The sequence below is a fragment of the Cohnella sp. GCM10012308 genome, from assembly GCF_042649185.1.
Classification (GTDB): domain Bacteria; phylum Bacillota; class Bacilli; order Paenibacillales; family Paenibacillaceae; genus Cohnella.
The window spans coordinates 25,050-47,092 of record NZ_JBHRYU010000046.1 but is presented as its reverse complement, the minus strand read 5'-3'; the positions used below and the strand labels follow the sequence as shown (position 1 = coordinate 47,092).

The 22,043-nt window shown below is 49.8% G+C and carries 17 protein-coding genes; 1 reads left to right on the top strand and 16 read right to left on the bottom strand.

Annotated features, from left to right (window positions below):
• Window positions 1-8: 8 nt before the first annotated feature.
• From ACFOTD_RS31585 to ACFOTD_RS31570, 4 genes are all read right to left on the bottom strand, one after another.
• Window positions 9-413 (bottom strand): PIN domain-containing protein, encoded by a 405-nt coding sequence (locus tag ACFOTD_RS31585; protein ID WP_378123942.1) that lies wholly within the window; start codon window positions 411-413, stop codon window positions 9-11.
• On the bottom strand, window positions 410-646 hold the full coding sequence (locus ACFOTD_RS31580) for a hypothetical protein (RefSeq protein WP_378123941.1): 237 nt from the start codon (window positions 644-646) through the stop codon (window positions 410-412). Before ACFOTD_RS31580 ends, ACFOTD_RS31585 begins: the two co-directional genes overlap by 4 nt.
• Window positions 647-865: 219 nt before the next feature.
• A complete protein-coding gene (locus ACFOTD_RS31575; protein WP_378123940.1) occupies window positions 866-1,450 on the bottom strand; it encodes an SF0329 family protein in 585 nt (194 codons plus the stop codon).
• 24 nt (window positions 1,451-1,474) lie between these two features.
• Window positions 1,475-2,464: a tRNA dihydrouridine synthase gene (locus ACFOTD_RS31570; RefSeq protein ID WP_378123939.1), complete on the bottom strand. Its 990-nt coding sequence runs from the start codon at window positions 2,462-2,464 to the stop codon at window positions 1,475-1,477.
• Between the two features lie 192 nt (window positions 2,465-2,656).
• Between ACFOTD_RS31570 and ACFOTD_RS31565 the strand changes: the two genes are divergently transcribed.
• A complete protein-coding gene (locus ACFOTD_RS31565; protein WP_378123938.1) occupies window positions 2,657-3,172 on the top strand; it encodes a thioredoxin domain-containing protein in 516 nt (171 codons plus the stop codon).
• 99 nt (window positions 3,173-3,271) lie between these two features.
• Here the strand turns inward: ACFOTD_RS31565 and ACFOTD_RS31560 are convergent, their stop codons facing one another.
• From ACFOTD_RS31560 to ACFOTD_RS31505, 12 genes are all read right to left on the bottom strand, one after another.
• The gene (locus ACFOTD_RS31560) at window positions 3,272-4,444 is read right to left on the bottom strand and encodes a M24 family metallopeptidase (RefSeq protein WP_378123937.1); all 1,173 of its coding nucleotides are present in this window, start codon (window positions 4,442-4,444) and stop codon (window positions 3,272-3,274) included.
• 24 nt (window positions 4,445-4,468) lie between these two features.
• On the bottom strand, window positions 4,469-5,377 hold the full coding sequence (locus tag ACFOTD_RS31555) for a polysaccharide deacetylase family protein (protein WP_378123935.1): 909 nt from the start codon (window positions 5,375-5,377) through the stop codon (window positions 4,469-4,471).
• 56 nt (window positions 5,378-5,433) lie between these two features.
• Window positions 5,434-5,805: a sensory rhodopsin transducer gene (locus tag ACFOTD_RS31550; protein WP_378123934.1), complete on the bottom strand. Its 372-nt coding sequence runs from the start codon at window positions 5,803-5,805 to the stop codon at window positions 5,434-5,436.
• A 48-nt stretch (window positions 5,806-5,853) separates the two neighbouring features.
• Complete coding sequence (locus tag ACFOTD_RS31545) at window positions 5,854-7,986, bottom strand: hypothetical protein (protein WP_378123933.1); 2,133 nt, start codon at window positions 7,984-7,986, stop codon at window positions 5,854-5,856.
• A gap of 59 nt (window positions 7,987-8,045) precedes the next feature.
• Window positions 8,046-8,876, bottom strand: a complete 831-nt coding sequence (locus ACFOTD_RS31540; RefSeq protein ID WP_378123932.1) for an amidohydrolase family protein — start codon at window positions 8,874-8,876, stop codon at window positions 8,046-8,048.
• A complete protein-coding gene (locus ACFOTD_RS31535) occupies window positions 8,876-9,634 on the bottom strand; it encodes an amidohydrolase family protein (protein ID WP_378123931.1) in 759 nt (252 codons plus the stop codon). The genes ACFOTD_RS31540 and ACFOTD_RS31535 overlap by 1 nt, the downstream gene beginning before the upstream one ends.
• Window positions 9,631-11,394 carry a glycoside hydrolase family 2 TIM barrel-domain containing protein gene (locus ACFOTD_RS31530; protein WP_378123930.1) on the bottom strand — a complete coding sequence of 588 codons (1,764 nt, stop codon included), beginning with the start codon at window positions 11,392-11,394 and terminating at the stop codon, window positions 9,631-9,633. The genes ACFOTD_RS31535 and ACFOTD_RS31530 overlap by 4 nt, the downstream gene beginning before the upstream one ends.
• Window positions 11,395-11,401: 7 nt before the next feature.
• Window positions 11,402-13,339 (bottom strand): alpha-amylase family protein, encoded by a 1,938-nt coding sequence (locus tag ACFOTD_RS31525; RefSeq protein WP_378123929.1) that lies wholly within the window; start codon window positions 13,337-13,339, stop codon window positions 11,402-11,404.
• 182 nt (window positions 13,340-13,521) lie between these two features.
• Window positions 13,522-18,222 carry a DUF4838 domain-containing protein gene (locus ACFOTD_RS31520; RefSeq protein ID WP_378123928.1) on the bottom strand — a complete coding sequence of 1,567 codons (4,701 nt, stop codon included), beginning with the start codon at window positions 18,220-18,222 and terminating at the stop codon, window positions 13,522-13,524.
• Window positions 18,223-18,290: 68 nt separating this feature from the next.
• Complete coding sequence (locus ACFOTD_RS31515) at window positions 18,291-19,166, bottom strand: carbohydrate ABC transporter permease (protein WP_378123952.1); 876 nt, start codon at window positions 19,164-19,166, stop codon at window positions 18,291-18,293.
• A 15-nt stretch (window positions 19,167-19,181) separates the two neighbouring features.
• Window positions 19,182-20,081, bottom strand: coding sequence for an ABC transporter permease (locus ACFOTD_RS31510; RefSeq protein ID WP_378123926.1), 900 nt, complete (start codon window positions 20,079-20,081; stop codon window positions 19,182-19,184).
• A 125-nt stretch (window positions 20,082-20,206) separates the two neighbouring features.
• Entirely contained in the window at window positions 20,207-21,901 is a 1,695-nt protein-coding gene (locus tag ACFOTD_RS31505) for an extracellular solute-binding protein (RefSeq protein WP_378123925.1), read from the bottom strand.
• Window positions 21,902-22,043: the final 142 nt, after the last annotated feature.

Genomic DNA, 22,043 nt, shown 5'->3' with positions numbered 1-22,043 from the left:
GGATAAGCTTAATTTGTATCTATATTTAATCGTGGGATACCCAAGTCTTGCTCGATGAATTTCATGTCAGAATCTCTAGAAACTAATGTAAGTTCGTAAACTGACGCTGTAGCAATAATAAGAGCATCCGGCGTTTTTAACTTACGTCCCTTACCTATAAGATCCCTACGAAGCGTTCCAGCAAATTTTGCAATTTCGGACGAAACATCTATACATCTTTTTAATGTAAAAAGTTTTTCTGCGCGTAGTTGTTCCTCGTGCTTTAACCCTGCGAATACCTCAGAAATCGTAATTGCCGAAAAATAAATCGGCATTTTATCACGGGAGGCTTGTTGAACAAAATCGATTACATTACTCTCGTTAATAAGAATCGCAATCGCAATATTCGTGTCCAGGAGATACCCTCTACTCATGCATTCCATTCCTCACGCGATTGGCCCACTTCTTTAAGAAGCTCTTTCCCTCGTTCAGGGGTTAAAGTGCCTGCCGCTTCCAAAAGATCATCAACGGAATAGTCGTCTTCTTGAGCTTCCACCGTTTGCTTTTCAAGGTCAATCCATACACGAGGGTTATTTATGTTGAGTTTTTGAAGGATGGATTTTATTGTACTCGTGGCTTGAGAATCCATTTTTTTGAGGATCATCATGATCCCTCCATTGTCGCTCGATAACACATTATAACACAGAGGAGGCTGTCATTAATAACCTCGTGAATTGCCTGAATTCTGCAGGGACGGCGGGCTAAGCGCATAAGCCAAGCGCATAAATACAGGCATATTTTTGGGCGAGTGAGGCAAATGCCGCACTCATCCATTGGCAAAAGAAAATACATGCCTTATGGTGGCTCCTTGCCCATCCATGATCAATCACGTGTATAATCCTTCATCAGGACTACGCCTCAGCTCATAAAAATACTGCACGATCGGATGCTTGAACTTTATCTGCCCAGCCATGTTCAGAACCCGCTTTTTCCCGACTCGCCTGTCCACCAGAGCTAGAATATTCAATACCATATCATCGCTCTCTATGCTTTCCTCTATGGAAGTCGATAAATACTTATTAGCCACGACGATAAAATTCGATTTACTTAATGAATCCTGTGCTGACAAAAGCGCTTTGGCATGCTCCGTCCTTTTTCTGCTTCTGGCCATGACGATTAAACGATCTTCCGGCACGGTCCCCTTTGTATTTTTTCTGATCGCTTCTATGTCTTCATTGCTGATCGGAATTTGAATATCCGGATCATTCTTAATCTCCAGCTCCGTTTGATACCATCTGATCGCGTTCGTTTTATCATTCATATTGAGTATATTCTTTTTATCTACCATCAAATAACAGACCCCTGATTTATCGGGTAAATAACGGTAACCCTGCGCGCGGTATTCTACTCTATGATTTAACACAGGACTGAGGAAGCCCTCCAGTTGCTGCTTTAATTTGCTCCAGGACATGTGGCCTCCCCCTCTCAACCGCTTCTAGTTCCCACGTTCCTCGGTCTCATCATGCACCTTGCTTTCAAACTCGCCAAGCAGTGCCCGCACTTCGCTTGTTGACTTTGCGTTCATTAAGTTATTTCTTAATTCGCTTGCTCCCCGGAATCCGCGGACATATATTTTGAAGAAACGGACAAGCGAACTGAACGAACGGGGGGCTAGTCCTGAATATTGATCATGGAGATCCAGATGCAGCCGCAGCAAATCCAGCAATTCCTCACTGCTGTGCGCCTTCGGCTCCTTCTCGAAAGCAAACGGATTATGAAAAATACCGCGCCCGATCATAATGCCGTCCACGCCGTATTGTTCAGCGAGCTTAAGGCCGGTCTGGCGGTCAGGGATATCCCCGTTAATGGTCAGTAGCGTATCCGGCGCCACTTCATCGCGAAGCTTCTTAATCTCCGGAATCAGTTCCCAGTGCGCATCTACTTTGCTCATTTCCTCTCTCGTGCGCAGATGGATGGACAGATTCACGATGTCTTGCTTCAAAATATGGGTTAACCAACCGCGCCACTCGTCGACTTCGCTGAAACCGAGCCGCGTTTTTACGCTGACGGGCAGTCCCCCGGCTTTGGCCGCTTGGATGATATCCGCAGCGAGCTCAGGACGGCAGATCAGGCCGCTTCCCTTCCCGTTCTCCGCTACATTCGCTACAGGGCAACCCATATTGATATCAATGCCCTTGAATCCCTCTTTCGCCATGCCGATGCTCATTTGACGGAAGAATTCAGGCTTGTCTCCCCAGATATGAGCCACAATGGGCTGTTCATCTTCCGTAAAAGCCAAACGCCCGCGCACGGCATGTTTCCCCTCCGGGTGGCAATAGCTCTCCGTATTCGCAAACTCCGTAAAAAACACATCCGGTCTGGCTGCTTCGCTCACGACATGACGAAAAACAACATCCGTCACATCTTCCATGGGCGCCAGTATAAAAAAAGGGCGTGGTAGATCACGCCAGAAATTGTTTGTCATATCAAAAACCTCTCTAAAGTTATCAGGACTCTGCCGAAATCGTCTCGCAGCCGACGCCTCGGCTCCTTAAGACATTATAAACCGGAAGACGGGTATACAACAGATTGATGATATAATCATGGCAAGCCGGCAAAAATTAGCCATGACTGCGAGTCCATCATTCCAGGTAACATCAAGCAAAGGGGATTGAACATGACACGAGTTATCGAAAATGCATATTTAAGTTATGGCAAGGAAAATGCGCCTGTAAAAGTCGAAGTGTTCTTAAATTTAGCGTGCCCGTATTGCGCAACATTCTTTCAAGCTGCCGATGAAACATTGCCTTCGTATATGGAGAACGGACAAGTTCATTATGTGGTTAAACACTATGACAAACCGCGCGAAATGCTTTTATACGGCTCACTGGCGAACGCCTTTTTAGACTACAAGGATCCGGAGCGCGTCTACGAGCTGATGAAGGATTTATTCGCCAAACAAAGCCAGTGGAGCGAATCCGACAGCCATTCGATTAAAAAAATGTTAACCGAAGAGTACGGGTTACAGGAACAACCCGATAACATCGACTTAAGTTTAAGCATTATTGCAGAAGCCATTAAACGTCGTGTGAAGATGGTGCCGACCGTATTCATTAACGGCAAAGAGATCCAATACCCTGATGAAATTGACGCAAACGGGTTAATCAAGGAAGTCGAACAAGCTTTGGTCTAGGAAATTCTGTATAGCGAAAAATTAATGTGAAATAAGAACCCCCGAAACCGTATTCGTTTCGGGGGTATTTGCGGTTCGAAGGTGGCCTTTCATGCCGGATTAAAACTCCAGCTCGTGAATCGTGCCGATCGGGTTGCACAGCAATTCGCAACCGTCTTCGCGAATGACCGCCCCCTTCTCCCAACGGATACCGAACGTGTCTGTCGTAACGAATGTATCGATCTGGAACGTCATATTGGGCTCCAGCAGGTAGTTCGACGACGTCTCCATCCAAGGTGCTTCGACTTCGATCATGCCCGTGCCGTGGCAAGGTCCGTAAAGATAATTTTTCTCGTACCCGTTATCCTTGTAAAATTGGTAGAACCCTTTCGCCACATCGCTTGCCAGAATGCCCGCTTTTAAGTTCGCCTGCGTCCATTCATGCGCCTTCAGTCCGAACTCGATGACCGCGCGGCGATCCGGCGTCAGTTTGCCAAGGCTGATCGGCATTCCGATGCTTGGCGAGTAGCCGTCCACTTTAGCCGACAGGTTGAGTTGCACGATGTCGCCTTTGTTGATGACGCGGTGCGAGGAACGAGAGATCGCGTGGCGGGTCGACTTTTCGCTGAAAATGTACATCGGAAGCCCTTCGTACTCCGCGCCGTTCTCGTAGATCACGCGCTGCGCGACGCCAACCATTTGCGTTTCCGTCACGCCCGGACGGATCGTGCGGATCACTTCTTGTGTCGCCAGCTCGGTAATGCGGAAGCCTTCGCGCATGCATGCAAGCTCGTTAGCGGACTTGATTCTGCGCAGCGATACCATGATCTCGTCGGCGCTGGATATTTCCGCATCCGGGAAATTGCTCTTCAGCCCTTCCATCATGACGACACTCGTGTCGAGCAAGCTCGCAACGCCGATTTTCAGCTTCGATCCCTTAATGCCAAGCGCTTTGAACACATCTCGATAGCTGTCCGGCTTCAGTTCCGGATAGCTGGGGTTCGCGGATTCGCGATACTCCATTAGCGTGAACAGCTTGTCGATTTTGCCGAAGTCGCTCGCGTAGATCGTGCTCTCAGGTCCGACGAGCAGCGCCGCGTCGCCCGCCGCCGTAATCGCGACGCCTGCCCGCTCGAACAGCGGCCAGAATCCGCTGAAGTAACGAACGTTCGCGTAGTCCGCTTCGTTTGAATTGACGATCATGACGTCCAAGCCTCGTTCTGCAACGAGCTTGGCCGCCCTCTGAATTCTTTCCTTATACTCATGATCCGGAATATATACCCTGGCTGTCATATCGCATGTCTCCTTATCGGATAGTTATTGACGAATGGTTTTCTTGCGCCACAATCCGGCGAAATCGTCCGCACGGTGGAATATTGCGCCTTTATCCTTAAGCCGGTCGATTAGAATCGAAAATTCGCTCATCGCCTTCTGCCCGCAGCCTAGCGTCAAGAAACGATCGGGCGTTACCGTCGCTTCGCCGTAATGGTAGCTTTCCTGGATCGGAATGAACTCCCATGGGTGAAAGTAGAAGCACAGCACGACCGGCAAATTCCGCTCTTGCAGAAACTTCATGAACCCGTCAATGCGCTTCATCAGCTCGTCCGCGCTCTTCGTACGGAACAGCGGCCACTGGTCGCGATCCCGCTCCAGGCCCGGGTCGTTGCTCTGCATGACCATGTCGGCGAAGTTCGGAATTTCGACGATGTGCATGTTGCCTTCCTTCGTCCAGTCGGTCGTGCTCGGGTGGTACGGAACGAATCTTTCCCGATAGAAGTACATCGGATAGGAAGCGTCCGATACATAGTTGAGCCGTTCCAGCGCATTCAATAATGCAGTCGATCCCCAGAGACGAGGCGCGCGGAACGACACCGGCTGATGGCCAAGCACCTGCTGCACCCATTCCGTCGCTTTCTCGATGCGCAGCGGAACTTCCTCCGTTAATAACGGCACGACGCCCGGAATCGGAAATAGCTCATCCCCAACCGTCTCATGAAACAGGGAGTGACAGCCAACCTCGTTGCCGCTCATCTTGACGATCTCGACGCTCTCGGGATTGCGACGGGCCGCATCCCCCGTATAATAGAAAGTTCCCTTGATTCCCTTCTTATCGAACAGCTCGACAAGCGGCCCGGTAGCGTTCTTGACCCCGTCATAATACGGCGTGAAGCTGCCCACGTCCGTTTCCATATCAAAGCCGAAAATAACGTGAATGTTATCCTTCATCTGATCTCCAACTCTTCTCCCTATTGATTTGAAATCCCGTATGTCTGTATGTCCGATTACTTGCTGAATCCCATCGTCGTATAGAAGGCCGCATTGTCCTGTCTAGTATCCAATCGACCGTATTGCACGACGATCGGTGCATCGCTTTCGACTTTAAGCGCGTATTGCTCTTCCCGAGGGATGACATATCCGTTCAGGTCGTCCGGGTTGTCGAGACGCAGGCAGCGCACTCTTTCGCCGCCAACCTTCACTTCGATATGGCTAACCGGATCGCGATCGGTAAAATAAAGCGTCAAATTCAGCTTCGCCTCACGGCTCCCAAGATTCAGCACGATGACCGACTCGTGGCCTTTGAGTAAAGAGTCTCCGGCCGGCGGCAGCTCGCAATCGGGATAGATCCATAATGTATGGCCCTGTACGTTGCCCATCTTCTCACCCTCCAAAAGTATGTCAGCCGATAATTCAAAGGCGGAAAATCATAATTGCACGTTATCTGTCAGCGCGAGCGACTTGCGATATTGCACAAACTCGTTTTCCAGCACGCTCCGAACTTGATGGATTTTCCACCGCAAATGCGCCGTATCCGTCATGTACTCCATGCTCGGTTCCCAGCCCAGACGCGAGTCTGCTTCCACGAGCGGAATCGTCGCTTCTGCGTTGGCGATTTCCCGGAGAGCCAACTCCTCCATCAGTTCCAGCAACTTAGTCGCTTTGCCAGTATCCCCTTCGCTCAGAAGCTGATGTTTCAGCTTCCACCATTGCTTCACATGGAGAGTCGTCTGAATGGATCTAGCGATAAATTGCCCAATCCCATGCATTCTCTCGCCATCAATCCGCTTGTAATCCGGCGTCATCTGCAGCGCTTTCTCTAGTCGTGCGTTGCCGGCCTCTATCCGTTCCAACATCCGTTCTAGGCTCCTCATCTCCACGTCGATGCGGGATGCGCCTAGCGAATGCCGGGGATCCTCGATAGGCTCGTAATTCGTTGCAACGATTTCGTTGCCGAACATCGCATGATCGACAGACGGCATTTGAACAGTTCTGCGGAAAATAAGCGGATATGACGGGCCTACGCGGAACGGTCCATATTGATCCTCGTTTGTCGGAATGTAGTGCCGAATCGCATCGCTCCACGCGCTCCAGGCATCCAGCGCGAACGGCGCAGCCGCTTTGCCGAAATCCCGCACCGCCAACATCTCCAGCACGCTCTCGTAAGAGGGGCTTGGACGCCAATAAGCCCATTTGGCAAGCTCGCTGACAAAGGACGGCCACCAGCCATAATGATGCGATTCCATGAGGCCGCTTAAGCCCCATTCTTCCTGCGCTTGTCGGAGCGCCTGGTGTCTTCGGTTCCACTGATCGGGAAACGGCTCATAAGGGATAACGCCGATATCCCAAGTGAGACCGCCCGTATTACTCATCGCATACAGCTTAATGCTGCGTTCGCGGGCAACTTCCGCCTCGCTGCTGAAATATTCGCCAGGTCCGACGTTCGCCAGCGTGTAATCGACGCATACGTGCGTCACATTTTCGTTGCGCATCTGCTCGAACATCTCGAACGTCACTTGCAGCGTGATATTTTCCGGCAGGGCGCGAAGGAGCTTGAGCCGATCTTCCTTCGGCGCATACCCCCAGTTGTACGTCCAGAACACGATGTCCGCGTCCGGGTTGTGCTCGCGGATCGTAACCGACAACAGATTAAGCCACTGCGGAAAGTCATTACACGGCCACCAGCCCGGGCTTGGCTTCGTTCGCGGTTGATCAGCCGGCCATTCGAGGCGCAACTTGCCCGTCGTGTTCGGGTCCTTGCTCGGAAACTCGCACGATTCTCCGACCAAAATGACACCCTTGAACCGGGGGCAAGCCTGAAACACCTTGCCGTAAGTGTTGTCGTAATAGGCTTTCGCATCCGGGTCGTCCGGATGAAGACGGCTCGTCAAGTAGCTGTATACATACACGTCCAGTCCGTACAATTCGGCGCGATCTACGAGGTAGTTAAAATCCTGATAACCTTCGGGCGTTTCGTCGACATCCTTCACGAATACCATAATCGCGTCGAGGCCCGCATGCGCCATCGCGTTCAGATGTGCGTCGGGATAGCGATCCAGCCCCCAGCCGGAGTGCGCCATACGAGGCGAGAATAGCGGCTCGCGGGTGACATCTATGAGTGCCAGCACCGGCGATTCACGCAAATTCATTTGATCCTCGAGAAAATAGCTCCCCTGTGCAGCGCCCCGGTCATCGAATCCGCACACGACAATGCGGTCGGTCTGGGCAACGATCCGATAGCTTCTCGATTTCTCAAGTGATCCGCCCATCGCAGGCAATTCCTCTTTTGTCGCCAGCACGATGACGCTTCCCCAGCCAGACGCGGCTTCCGCCACGTTACGTGTCCGGGTCACGCGGATGGAGACGTTCATGCTTGTCCATAAGTAGTCCTGCAAATCCTTAACCGTGTTCGCCAGCAGCGGCCCGGCCGCTTCGTCGATGACGATGCGCCAGTCTTCCGTAATTTCGAGCTCCCCCGCATCGGGCCGGATAGCCGGATCGCGGCGGTTCGGCTTATGAACGACCTCGAGCCGCTTGCGAAAATCATATTTGCGTTCCACGCTCTCCCACTCCTTTTCCCGCCGCTTTTAAGCTGTCTCCCTGCATCGCATTTCTCGTTTCAAATCAGGGATGGAATAAATCGCTTCAACAATCGCTGCGCATTCAAACCCAGCACCTTGGCTTTCACTTCTTCGGACACGCGGGAATATAAAATGTTGCCGATATCCCACGTTATACTGTTGAATGCGGCATCGCTGGAGAAAAGCAGCTTGTCCGGGTTCGCCTGGCGAACAAAATATTCAAGCGGATGTTTCGAACATAGGAAAACGCCCGTTAAGTCGAGATACATGTTCTCATACTTGTTGGACAGCTCTATTGCCGTCGTTACACCGGGCTCTACTCCGCCGCAATGGCCGATCAACACGGTTACGTTTTTGTATTTTTCCGCAATAGCGAACAAGCGCACTGGATCGGAGTAAGGACACTTCGACCACGTGTGGACAAGCACGAGCAGCCCTTTGGCATCCGCATATTCCCACATTTGCGTATAGTCCGGCCCGTCAATCGGATACTTGTTCATATCCGGATGAATCTTGAATCCTACGAACCGATCGGACTGGGCAAAGCATTGTTCAGCGATTGCCAAGCTTTTCTGCTGCCAGGAAGGGACATACGTTACATAGCCAAGCAGTTTACGATGAACCTTCATCAGATTGGCCAGATCAAGGTTGGCTTCCAATTCATTCGTATTAAGCCCTCTTAGCATCGAAACGATGGCATAGTCGACCCCGATCTGATCCAGCATGTTGGAGAAGTGAACGGCCTGCTCCTCCTCCTTGTTGGCATAGGGCATATAGAAACTGGGAGAGGGACCTAAATGCCCATGAACGTCAATGACCAGGAGATGATCCAGCGGCTTTCCTTGCTCGGCATATTCGTTTAACCTCATTACGCTCCCTCCTCCATCAGCTTCACAACATTTTTATAGGCGATATTCTCTTTGTCCCCTACGCTAATATCCGCATAAGACAGCATCGTAATGGCTGAACCGGGCATTCTGAATGGCATTTCCGTGCCCCATAACAGGCGCTCCGAACCGAATCTCGATACCGCATCTTCATAAGCGAGAGTGTTGGCATACGTGCTAAACTCCACATAGAAGTTGGGGTAGTTCTCCAAATAGCCGTAAACGACCATGATGTTTCTATGACTGACAGAAGTGAGAATCACGTTGACGCCGGGATGCGCCTTTAACAAGTGCTCGAATATCTCCATATCTTTCCCGTAGGCATCGATGATTTCCGAATGATCGATCAGCACATGAATGCGGAGTCGGGCAGCCATCTCGAATATTTCGCGAGTATGCGCGCCGTGCAGCGTAAATCCGTGCAAACGCGGGCAAATTCGCACAAACCGGATATTTTCCTCGCGCAGTATTCGCTCCGTCTCAGCCCATCCCCGATCATATTTATAATGAGGAGAAAGAATAAAACAAGGAATCAGCTTGTCCTCGTTTCGAGTCCATTCCAGCAACTTCTCGTTTCCGGCAATCGGGTTCGAGTCGCGCGCCACGGAATGAAATACGATCGCTTGATCAATATTGTAGTCTGCGAGCCGATCGATCAGCTCGCGTTCGTTTCTGATCTCCAATGGTTCATTGGCCGAAGATCCGATCATGCAGTGGACATCGATTCTTCTCATCTTCATGCACGCCCTCTATCGGTTTCTTCATTAAAAAGCTTGCTTAACGCGCCTAATGACACTTTATCTTGGCGATCAACCGTTACGACGCCATATGCGCCAAAGGGAGCTTGCCATGGTCCGGCATACACGCTGCGATGATAATAATCCGCCCAGCACCACAGAATCCCGCCCTGAACGCCCTCCACGCTTCGAATTGCCTGCCATACCGATTGTATATAAGCGGCTTGAAGCGCTTCGGAATAACGAAGATCGCCTTGAACGCCCGCGATCGATTGCGCCCCGAACTCTGTTACGATGACAGGTTTTCCCGCATATTCCGATACCGTTTCTCGTAAATGCTTAGCCGTTGGAGCAGCCGCATGTTCCTCCAGTTGATCCATATGGTAGACCAGCGGCGCGATCACTGAGCCATAATACAAATTGATGCTGACGACATCCGCATCCAGGAATGCTTGGTGGCCCGGGGTATGTCCGACTGCAACGAAGGTAACGAGGCGGGTGGGATCCATCTCTTTCGCTTTGCTCATTAACCGGCGCATCGCCTGAATACCGTATGGCTTGTTCGTTCCTGATTCATTGCACATGCTCCAGGCAATGATGCACGGGTGGTTGCGGCCATGCTTGATCATCGCCTGCAGCTCCGTCTCAGCTCTGTCGATGATGTCATTGTTCTCGATCTCGTCGACTTCGGCATCGATCTCCCACGGCTTCAGCCACCAATTTAACGGGATTTCGTCGATCAGCAACAGCCCGATTTCATCCATGATGTTCAAATGAAGCGTGTCCAGCGGATAATGCGTGCGAATACAGTTCACGCCGGCTTGCTTCGCCTTGAGCAGATCGGCTCGAATGTCCTCTTCCGGAACGGTAGGTCCATATCCGGCAATATCGTCGTATCGATTTACGCCTTTAATCAGAATCGGCTCTCCATTAAGGAGAATTTGCGTACCCTGCACTTTGATCGTTCTGACCCCGAAGCGCTCCGTCTTTCCGTCAACAATCTGTTCTCCATGTCCAAGCATTTCCACTTGCAAATGATAGAGTTGTGGCGACTCCGGTGACCATAACCGTGCTCGCGCCATGTCGATCGTTGCCGAGCATACGATCTTCTGCCCTGCAGGGCAGGCGATCTCCGTCAGGGCTGTGTAGACGGTATTGTTCGCTTCGATTCCGAGCCGGATTTTCCCCTCCAACAGCGTCTCTCCTGTATTCGTCACCTCGACTTGGCAGACGACCGCAGCACCTTCCTGAACAGGCGCAGCGTCAATCGCAACATTTGAGATCAAACAACGATCGTTCGAGACGAGTGAGACCGGCTGCAAAATCCCCCCGTATTGAATCCATTCGATCAGCATCGATCCCGGCAGCCAGTTGCGTCGCGGCACATTATCGACTCGGACAACAATCTGATTGGTTCCCGTTGCTTGCAGGCAGGAGGTAATATCCCATTCAAAAGGCAAGAAACTGCCGATATGCTCTCCCACCAGTTCACCGTTGATCCACACTTTGGCGTGTCCGCTTACCCTCTCGAATTGAAGACGATAGTTGCGGCCTGATGGCGTTTGATCCGCTTCAAGCTTTAGGCAATACCAACCGATTCCCTCATATCCCCAATAAGCATGACCGTAAAAATCCCATGCGCCCGGGATGTTTACGTGCAGCCAATCCGATTTATCGAACGCTGAAGCAAACCAGCCTTCCTGCTCTCCCCGGTTATCGATATCAATCTGGAAAACGGCTTCGTTCATTCTCAATACCGTCAAAGTCTGTTCACTCCTTATCTGCCTCTTCGACGACAACCATCAGATAACCGTCTACATCCGGCAGCGGAATTCGAATGTACTCCCCTGCCGTTTCATAGGCCAAAGCCTCTCCGTCGGGAGCCGCATACACGTTCCTTGCGTTTTGTCCCTTTAGGTATACGACCGCTTGCGTCAGCAACGGGCGATCCTCGATAATGGTGTAATTGCCTCGTTTCTCCGGATGTGTCGTCTTCACATGGACCATTTTCATCCGGTCTTTCTCCGTTACCGTCACCCGTGAAGTTGAAGGGAGATTCTCGCACTTGAGCAACGGTTCGGCAAGCAACTGCTCCAGGCCATATTTCACCATCTTTTTATGCGTGACAAATGCGTATTCGTTATACGCCGTAAAAATATTAAAGCTGAACTGAAAAATATTGCCCGATCTGGCGAGCGCGGGACGTCCGTTGCTCCCCTTCGGCGGCGTGTAGAAATAGCCGTGAAACCCATCCCAATGCCGATTGAAATACGGCTCGATGTAATCGGCAATCATTTGCGCGCCGTCTTTCAGTTGCATCTGAATGCCCTGATTGTAAATAGCGCATGGTCTGTCGGGCACTTCTCCGCCTGTATCCTTCAGCATCCTAAAGTAGGAACGATTCCATGGATCGGGCCCGTCGTACGTTAGATTCCAAGCATCAATCGCAAAAGCGTTCTTCTCGGGATTCAGCCCTCCGTGTCCGGAGCTGATAATGCCTTTGCCTTCAGCCAAGTGCCGCTCCAGCTTCTCTTGAAGCTTCTCCGTAACCGTCAGATCATCGGGCAGTATAATGACCTTGTACGGCGATAGATCCATGCGCTCATCCAGCAGATCGTACGTATATTTCAATTCGCCCAGTATTCGGACAGCCCCGTTATGGGATTTGCCAATCACACCGCTGACAGGCACCATGATCCCGATGTCCGCGACTGCACGAGCATGGTCCGTCCACGGCTCATATTTCTCGATCTCCGTATACACTTCGCCAATCATGCTGTATACTGCCGGGTCAAGACCATCGCGAGGGTGCATATGATCGCCGACCGAAGTCGTCACGGCGTTGCTGAGCGCATCCCAGCAATCGTTTTGCAACGAAGCCTTCGTCTTCAGACCGCCGAAATCGCCCCAGCTGGCATGAAATCTGCCCGTCATATAGAACACCTGTATGCCGAGATTGCGTGCATAGGCCACTTGTGCCGGGAAGAAATCGTAACCCCATAGCTCCGGCAAGCACTCGATCTCGGCATGCGTATTAAGCCCCTGCGAATCGCCGAAACGCAATCCGTTCAAGTGAAGGAATTTATGATCGCCAACGAGCTCTTTCACCTTCCGGCAAAATTCAAGCGTCTGGATGCCGGTAAAAGCAAGCACGTCGTCGTCGTTAAGCGGGTCCATGCCCCGCTCCCGCATATGCTCGCAACATTCGTTGCCATAGCATGGGTTCGCATACATATTAATGCAATCAAGGAATATCCCCTCGACCGGGTAACGATCCAACACTTCCTTGATCATCGCCAGCATATAATCGCCGTAACCGGAGTTCAGGCACATCGCTCTGAAGAAGTTTTCCGTCCGGTCGCCGTAGATGATCTGCCCTTCTTTATTGACGACACACCATTCGCGATGCTTTCTGGCCATTTCATGATCCAATCCCAAATTGAAATAGGCGGTCACGCCAATCCCCAACTTGCGGCACTCCTCGACCGTTTGCCCGAACATATCAAAGTTCAAATGCGGGTGCATGACCCCAACTTCGGTAGGATAGTATGCGTAACCGATATTGCATTTGGCAAAAGCGTTAATGAATTCGACCTTGGCGTCTTTCAGCGTTTGAGCGAATGCTTTGGCATCAAAATTCGCCCCGAAATCGGGGATATCCGGCATCGTATGAAAGTCGATATGAACCGCTCGTTTGATTTGTCTCATCTTCACTCTCCTCCAGTAGCGACGAAATATGCTCGAATGCATCTCTAACTCTAAGTGAAGCAGATGACCCCAACAAGGGAGAAAGCTTGTCATTCTATGCACTCTCTTGCTCACTATGACGAAGAAACATCCCGCGGCAGGCGCGGGATGTTCTCGATTGAATCTGCGTGCAAATGACTGTGCTAATTCAGCTTTTGGAGCGTGACATCGTCGATGTATACGTATTCGCCTTGCTTAAAACCGACGACGTAGATAACAGGCTGCACGCGCCCCGGTACGCCTCCGGCATAACTTGGATCTACCGTAAATTGGATTGTCGCTTTTGCCCATTGGCCTTTGGTGGCGGCAACCTCAAACGCATCAGACTGCTTCGAGCTTAGTACGCCATATGCAGCGGTCTTCACGTGAGCCTCCCATACAAGACTGCCATTCGTTGTTGAATTCTCCGGCACGAAATAATGGAAGGACGCTTCGTATTGACCCGGCGTGATCGGCAAATCAAGGAAAGCCGCGACGTCGTAGCCGTTAGGATTGTTGTACATGTTTACGGCGAGACTATACTCGCCTGTACGTGCATAATCTGTCGTACGTTCGATCACATCATCTGCGTAAGCTTTGTCGACATACCACGGAGGCGCGGTTGGGTCCCCGCTGTCAAACGATCCGTTCGGAATCAGGTTCGTTTGGCCGGGATTCGTGCCGGGATCGGTTCCAGGACCGGAACCGGGATCTGACGAGCCGTCAAAAGGATAAAGGGTAACATCGTCCAAATATACCTTCTGGTTGTCGGCAAATCCGGTGAAGAAAATGACAGGCTGCACTCGGCCTGGCGCTTCCGTTGTCGGCGCGACGATATAACTTGGCAGCACCTCGAAGTCGACCGTAACTTTGGACCATTTCCCGACTGCGTCACTAGCCGATTGATCGGGAGAGACGATCGAATCCAGCAGCTTATAATTTGCGTTTTTCACATTGATTTCCCAGTGTACAGTCCCAAGCGTTGACGAGCCTGCAGGCAGGAAGTAGTGAAAAGTCGTTCTGTATTTGCCAGGCGTAATCGGCATATCCTGAAACGGGGTCGCAGGCGCCACTGTCGACGTTTTAATCAACAAGCTATGGCCGCCTGTCCGCGACTTTTCATCCGTCCGAGTACTGCCTTCCAAATACCATGGCGGCGCGGCATCCGGGTCGGTTGCTTCACCGGTTTCAAACGAGCCGTTCTGAATAATTCCTTCGCCCTCGACCATATTGATCGTTTTGAACGACTCCAGTTTCCATGGAGCAGCGCCCAGCCACCCCAAAAATTCGGTCTGGCCATGATAGTTCCGCAAGAAATAAGCCTTAAATGATTTGCCTTGCTCCGGATCAACACCTATGCTCTCGAGCGGGATCACCTGAATCGTATTCCACCGATCGCTCTTGATGACCGATTTGTTTTCCCATCCCGCGACAGTGCTCGGTACCGCCAAGTATCCTGGCGTCTGATGATAATTAAACTTGACCTCTCTCGGATTGGTGAAGAACCCGGTGATTCCGCCTGATGGATCGCTGACCATGAACGTCTCCACCGAGTCGTCTCCGCCGCTTCTCCACCATCCATTGGGCGCATCATCGCTCAAGACCATGCCCTCAAGGTGATCGTCAAAATTCTCATACCCGACGTAAAGATTCGTGTCGTCCCACAACAAGTACACTTTTGTTTCGTACGGTCCCTTTGCTTGTGTCTTGATATTATTAAATTCAGTAAACGGTTTGGCGTTCGCCCATGGTCCTGTGCTGAAATCGAGCGATTGCAATATTTCAGCTTTACTCGCCGTCGTTTTCACAGCCATTTCCGAATAGTTGGAGCTGATCGCATCCAAAAATTCGGCTAGCTGTGGACCGATCGCGCCGTTCGCCGGTTCGGTTTTCACGTATTCTTTTAACGCGGAGATCAGCGATCGTTGAACGCCGTCCCAGTTGCCTCCCATGCCTGGCGGATAGACGGGGAGCTCCAATATCGGATCGCCTTTGAACTGCGTGACGAGCTCCGTCCGCTTCTGGGCCATGGCAAAGCTTTGCTTGATATCGTTCAGCATGGCTGCGGCTTGTTGTTCATTGGCCGGTGTGGCAACCGGGCCGCTTCGCGGATAACTGAGCGCAGAAGCTTCGTAGAACTCAAAAGAACGGAGAAGCAATTCGGCGCGTTTTTTCTGTTGACTCGTCTGCGCTTTGGCGACAGCCTGCTCCAACAGATTGCGGCTTTGCGTAATATCTTCCTTCGTTACCGGCTGCAAGTAATCAGGCTGGTCGAAACGAAGATAATAGCGCTCTGACTTGAACCTCTCATACCAATCCGTATCGAGAATACGCCGAGTCCAAAAATCTTCCCACAAATCGTAATAATCCTTCAAGTAAGGAGCGGCTGCCTCGCCTACCGCACGCTTGTACCAATCGTCCAGCAGTTCATCCACATTCTGGTCCGCATTCCATTGCAGCTTAGCGGAAAGCCACGGTTTCGGCCCCTCGCCGAAGTTAGGAAACAGCTCCGCAACATGAGCGATAACCCCTTGATCCTGGGCATATTTATAATTTTCAGCCATCTGATGCGGGAACACACGCGGGAGATTGTATGGCCAACCATAAAGATACTCATACCAGGCCACATTTGTCGCCGCCTGTTTCCAGCGCTGGAAGACCTCGTTTGATAGATCAAAATTCGTTTGATCGATCCACGTCATGCGATCTTCTGTAATATAAGGAATGACATGGGCGTTCAGCGTTACCGTAGTCGGCGGATCGAACAGATTGGAGTACGCCAGCAATCCGAAATATTTGTCGGGATACTCGGCTAATACGCCTTCCACGACTTTGTTGACCCATGGGTAATAGACATCCGACAAATTCTCAAGCCCGACCGAATTCAATTGTCCCGGTTTCTCGCAAAATCTATGGCTGTCATTCATCCCAAGCGAGTATGACATCGAATCCGGATTGTTCTGGAAATACGCTTTAATACGTTGGATGGCCACCGCCGCTGTTGTATCGTTGAAGCATGGCTGCCAATCATACGGATGTGTCGGAACGACTCCGTCTACGTAATACTCCGGATGATTTTTAAATACGACCGGATCGAACAGATTAGCCAAGTTGTGATGGAATTGAATGTTATCATGCATTCGATTCCTTGCTGCCCACTCCGCATTCGTTACCGACATCGAAGCTTCGGTACCGAAGAAATGGCGAGATATCGTTGCAGGCTCCTCCTTAACGAGCGTGCGCGGGATGGTAACTGTACTGTGCGATGGCACATCTTCGCCGTCCGGTCCCGGCATCAACCAGCGAATGTCCAAATATCGCTCCAGGAATTCGTTAACGCCAAACTCCGTTCCCCAATCCGTGGATCCGATAATCGTAATGTTGTTTACTTGCGAATCGATAATAAAGCCATCGACATTGAGTTGGTTCAACAGAGCTTGATGGTTTGATTGATCTTCAATCCGGCTAACTCCGATATAAATATTTGCCTTATCGTCAGTAGATGGCTCAGCTAGTTGTTCAATGGTTACGATTGATAGCGCTGCTCCCGTTGATTTCTGTACGTATTTCTTGAAAGTGTCAGCAGCCTCGCGCGTGCGTTGGCTAGCATCTTCATCAATAATAATCCGTGCCTTGGCTGCTCCATTCTCAACAATCGTATTTTGTGCCGGCACTACGTATGGGCCAGTTTGGCCTTGAGATCCGCCTGACTGATCGTCCAGTTGCAACGGTCTGGTCTCGAATGTTGTCCCTTTCGCTTTTGGGTTCAATGTTGCCTTCTCGATTACGCCAAGCCCCGATACCTTAGCAATCGCCTCCAACAACATGGTGACGATCTTTGCTTCCTTGCCCACTTCTAAAATAACGGAAGACTTAACGATCACTTCGGCAATCGTCGTTCCCTCAACAACAATTCGCACCGTTCCAGTTGCTTTGTCTACAATAACAGCTGACAGAACGCTATTTTCAAAATGTATGCTGTTGATTCCCCCTCCCTTAACGGTCGTCGTTCCTAGAACCGTTACATTCTTAAGAATCACTTCACCTTCTTTGATGCCTTCATTTAACAATAAACTTCCGGTGATCTTCATGTTCTGCAGCGTTACGCCGGAAGCATTGACGCTCACGTTACCGTTAACCGTCCGAATACGATCCACGGGACCATATGTGCCTGACTGATTGTATTCATTCGGAGTCGCTAAGTTTAGGGCTCGATCCAAAATGACTACAATCTCTGCACGCGTAATGAAAGCGTTAGGTTTAAAGCTTTTATCCCCATAACCTTGCATGACTTGTGCGGTGACCATAGCTGCAACCGCCTCTTTGCCCCATGTCGGTATTTGATCTGCATCCGTAAAGGCATTAATTGCGGTATGATCTTCTTTCGGCTCCAACCCCAGCAAGCGTGCGATCATGATTGCCGCTTCTAACCTGCTAAGTCGTTGTCTGGCTCCTATCGTCCCATCGGAATAGCCTGTGATGTAACCTGCCTTGAGCGCTTTGGCCACGTCTTCATATTCCCAATCGGAGACGGCTAGATCGGAGAAATCGATGGGCACTTGCTCATTAAGTCCAAAGGATCGATTGATGAGCGCGAAAGCTTCCCCGCGGTTAACCGTACGATCCGGTTGAAATGTACCATCAGAATAACCTTTGATTAAACCGATCGATGCCCACTTCTTCAATGATTCCTCTGCCCAGTGGCCATCTAAATCAGGAAATAAGGGAGTGGATGATGCTGCGCTATCTGTCGGGTTTGCATCAGCGCCGTATGCGACGCTGAACGATGAACTAAACGCAGAACATAGGAGACAAAGCATTAAAGCCAGGACAAATACTTTTTTACCCTTGCTTTTCAAAGTCATGGTAAACCTCCCTAACTGGAATTGTCCTCACCTATGATTCCGCTTACATGAATAAAGCATATGGGAGCCTAACCCTTGACACTTCCAAGCACAATTCCTTTCACGAAAAACCTTTGCAAAAACGGATATACCACGACAATGGGCAGCATGGCCACGACAATCTGCGCAGTCTTAACCGTTCGAGTAGAAATGTTCTTTAACTCGGCAAAGTTCATGACTCGGCTCATATCGGGATTCGTCACAATCGTCTGCAAGTACGTTTGAAGCGGGTAGTTATCCGACCTGTTCATATAAATGATGCCGTCAAACCAGGCATTCCAGTGACCCACCATTGTAAATAGCGCAATGGTTGCGAGCGATGGGAGCGATAAAGGAAGATAAATACGGAAAAGAATCGTCCAGTGGCCCGCACCGTCTACAAACGCCGACTCGTCCAGCTCTTTCGGGAGTCCCCGAAAGAAGTTCAACATAAGCGTGATATTAAACACTTGAAGGGCTCCGGGAAGTACCAATGCCCATATGGAATCCAACAATCCGTATGAGCGAACAACCATGTACGTAGGAATAAGCCCGCCGCTGAACAGCATCGTTGTTACATAAAACCAAACATAGTAGGTGCGGGGACGAAAACGGATTGATTCTTTAGACAAGGGATATGCAGTCAACAGCGTCAACAAACAACTGATCCCTAACCCCAGGCTTACTCTCCTCAGAGAAACCATAAATGACTTTCCGAATCTCGGTTCATCCATAATATACGTATAGGCATCCAAGCTGAAATCGATCGGCCAGAAGGTGACTTGACCCGAATTAGCGGCAGCCGAACTACTCAATGAAAAGGCGATAATATTAATAATTGGAAGCAAACACAAAATGCCAAGTGCAACCATAATCGTACTGATAACGATGTTTCCCAGTTGTCGCTTTCCTTTTTTCGTTGCCATCATTTACCCTCATCTTCAGAAGATTCTATATCCAGCCAGACGATAGGCAAGCCAGTACGACATTCCAATCAGAAATGCAGCAATAACGGACTTAAACATTCCCACCGCTGTTGCAACGCCAAATTGCGCATCCACAAAACCAATTCGGTAAAGCAGTGTATCGATAATATCGCCGGATTCGTACACAGACGGACTATAAAGCATAAACACTTGCTCAAAACCCGCATTCAACACATTTCCCAGACTTAATACGCCTAGCAAAATAATAATCGGTGTTATCCCGGGCAAAGTCACATGCAGCGTTTGCTTCCAACGATTAGCGCCATCAATAATAGCGGCCTCATACAATGTCGGATCGATCGAAGTCAGGGCAGCCAAATAAATGATGGTGGCAAACCCGAATTCCTTCCAGACATCTGTGACGACAAGCGTTAAAGGAAACCAACTGTTGTCTCCCAGAAAAAACACGGAAGGCAAACCGATTGCTTGAATCGCCTTGTTAACGATCCCGTTTTCAACAGATAAAATATCAATCAAAATTCCTCCGAGAATGACCCATGAAAGGAAGTGCGGCAAGTAGATCATCGTCTGAACAGATCTGACCAGCACTTTCTTTTTCATTTCGTTCAATAAGAGTGCAACCACAATCGGGACGACTAGCCCGGCGATAATTTTCATAACCGCAATATACACGGTATTGTATAGAACCTGATAAATATCCGGCATATTCATCATGTAGGTAAAGTTATCGAACCCGACCCAGGTCGAATTAAAAAAGCCCCGGCTTGGAATAAACCTTTGAAAGGCAATCACAATTCCTGTCATGGGAATATAGGAAAATAGAACAGCAAATATCGTAGCCGGAATTAACATGATATGAAGTGACATGTTCTTCTTCCAACGTGTTAAGTTCATCTGGCATTTACCTCCTGAGAAAACCCTTTCCTGCCAAAACGCCTTTTGCGGTATCGTGAATTTTATTCTTTCCGATTCGCCGAGGAAAGGAGGAGGCACCGGAATTTCCGCTGCCTCCCTGACCTCTAGTTGTTGTTAAGCTCTGCGGTAATCTCATCTCCGCCTTGTTTCTTCCAATCTGCTACGAACTTGTCGAAATCTGCAGCTCCGGCTTCACCGAGTATAACTTTCGTATAGAAGACTTCCTCCATCTTGGATAAGGTCGGCATTTTTTGCGCCATAGTTGGCGTAGAAGGAACTTTTAACGGCGTTGTAACCGTTAAACCGTTGGTAAAATAATAATCTAACACTTCTGCGCCGCTATTCGGCGTTCCGAATGTCGTTTGATACATCCATCCATTTTGAACATCCGGATTTTTGTTGTCCTTCGGATTTTTCAAATAATCATAGATCCCTTTCAAATAAATATGCTCGTTGGATGAACTCGGAAAAGCATCGGCAGATTCATTAGCCAAGAAAGCCTCTTTGACTTTACGATGTTCATTGACTTGAAGCAGCGGCGAGTTAAACGGCACAACGGTATATTGCCAGTACATAATTCCGTCCTTGCTCGTGCCATAATCGGGATGTGGATGAACCATCCAATGCTCAGTAAAGAAGTTAGCCAGTTTGACAACGGCTTCCGGATGTTTAAAGCCTTTTTTCACAACCCAGAACGATCCTGCCGTAGGTCCAACATACGCTTTAGCAGGCGAACCGTCCGCGGAAGGCATGGGGTACGCTTTTAATACAGCACCGGGATTATTAACATACAAATCCTTTATTGCACTGAAAGCATAACCGAAGCTGCCATAGACCATTCCCAGCTTTCCGGAAACAATGGCTTCCGTTACTTTGGCATAGTCTTTCACGCCGAATTCCTTATCGATAAGCCCTGCCTTATACATATCGGCCAGCGCCAATACGGCTGTTTTGATTTCCGGCTGTATGCCGCCGTAAGCAATCTTGCCCTCGTTGTCTTTAATCCACTGGAAAGGATAAGCATGATAGCTATTAAAAAAACCATTGCCAACTGCAGTCGTTAATTCTTTGGTAAGGCCCAGTCCATAGGTGTCCACTCCGTCAGGCTTTTTCTTAACAAACTCCGAGGCAACATGTGTCAGCTCATCCATCGTCTTCGGCGGCTGCAGTCCCAGCTTGTCCAACCAATCCTGGCGTACCCACAGCATGTTGGATGTCCAGAAGCCTTGGGACACTGCGGGAAAAGCGTATAACTTTCCATCGACTGTTGCTGCATTGATTGCATAGCCGCCATCTTCATCAACGGTTTTCTTTGTGTCTGCGCTTACATACTTTTGATAGACGTCCGTCAAGTCTTCGATCAAATCAGCCTCAACCAAATTTCTCAACTGATTTGCGTCAACCATGAACACATCCGGGATGTTGCCCGAGGATATCGCCACATTGGTCTTAGCTGCATATTGATCGCCGGGAACAATCCATTCATTAACAAGCTTTACGCCCAGTTCGCGCTCGTAAAAATCATAAACCCTGTTTTTGTCGATCGACTCGCCAGAATCAAACTTGAAGCCATCGGCCGATCGGCCGATTTTGACTTCAATCGGCGGATCAAATTTGCCTAACGGATCAACATTTTCGTTCCCAACATCAGTCGCGGCTGCGGATGGCGAAGACACCGCCTTCGATTCGCTTGCGTTCGATCCGCTCGTATTCTCTTTACTGCATGCACTGAGAATGGATACCATGGCTAGCGCCACAATCAAGACCACAAGCTGAACCTTGCTTTTTCGCAAATTCAATCTAAAGTCCCCCTAATCAATATGAATTACACTCGAGTGTATGTCTTAACTTTAAGCGGGGCTGCAATGATCCAACAAGGGATAATACTTGTCATGTCATGCACTCTATTGCTAACTATTTCACGCCTTGACCTCATCCATA

Excerpts from the sequence above, each read along its gene's own strand:
- ACFOTD_RS31515 (WP_378123952.1), bottom strand. The coding sequence starts at position 19,166 with ATGGCAACGAAAAAAGGAAAGCGACAACTGGGAAACATCGTTATCAGT.
- ACFOTD_RS31565 (WP_378123938.1), top strand. The coding sequence starts at position 2,657 with ATGACACGAGTTATCGAAAATGCATATTTAAGTTATGGCAAGGAAAAT.
- ACFOTD_RS31575 (WP_378123940.1), bottom strand. The coding sequence starts at position 1,450 with ATGTCCTGGAGCAAATTAAAGCAGCAACTGGAGGGCTTCCTCAGTCCT.
- ACFOTD_RS31555 (WP_378123935.1), bottom strand. The coding sequence starts at position 5,377 with ATGAAGGATAACATTCACGTTATTTTCGGCTTTGATATGGAAACGGAC.
- ACFOTD_RS31525 (WP_378123929.1), bottom strand. The coding sequence starts at position 13,339 with ATGAGACAAATCAAACGAGCGGTTCATATCGACTTTCATACGATGCCG.
- ACFOTD_RS31535 (WP_378123931.1), bottom strand. The coding sequence starts at position 9,634 with ATGAAGATGAGAAGAATCGATGTCCACTGCATGATCGGATCTTCGGCC.
- ACFOTD_RS31550 (WP_378123934.1), bottom strand. The coding sequence starts at position 5,805 with ATGGGCAACGTACAGGGCCATACATTATGGATCTATCCCGATTGCGAG.
- ACFOTD_RS31520 (WP_378123928.1), bottom strand. The coding sequence starts at position 18,222 with ATGACTTTGAAAAGCAAGGGTAAAAAAGTATTTGTCCTGGCTTTAATG.
- ACFOTD_RS31510 (WP_378123926.1), bottom strand. The coding sequence starts at position 20,081 with ATGAACTTAACACGTTGGAAGAAGAACATGTCACTTCATATCATGTTA.
- ACFOTD_RS31585 (WP_378123942.1), bottom strand. The coding sequence starts at position 413 with ATGAGTAGAGGGTATCTCCTGGACACGAATATTGCGATTGCGATTCTT.
- ACFOTD_RS31540 (WP_378123932.1), bottom strand. The coding sequence starts at position 8,876 with ATGAGGTTAAACGAATATGCCGAGCAAGGAAAGCCGCTGGATCATCTC.
- ACFOTD_RS31570 (WP_378123939.1), bottom strand. The coding sequence starts at position 2,464 with ATGACAAACAATTTCTGGCGTGATCTACCACGCCCTTTTTTTATACTG.
- ACFOTD_RS31560 (WP_378123937.1), bottom strand. The coding sequence starts at position 4,444 with ATGACAGCCAGGGTATATATTCCGGATCATGAGTATAAGGAAAGAATT.
- ACFOTD_RS31580 (WP_378123941.1), bottom strand. The coding sequence starts at position 646 with ATGATGATCCTCAAAAAAATGGATTCTCAAGCCACGAGTACAATAAAA.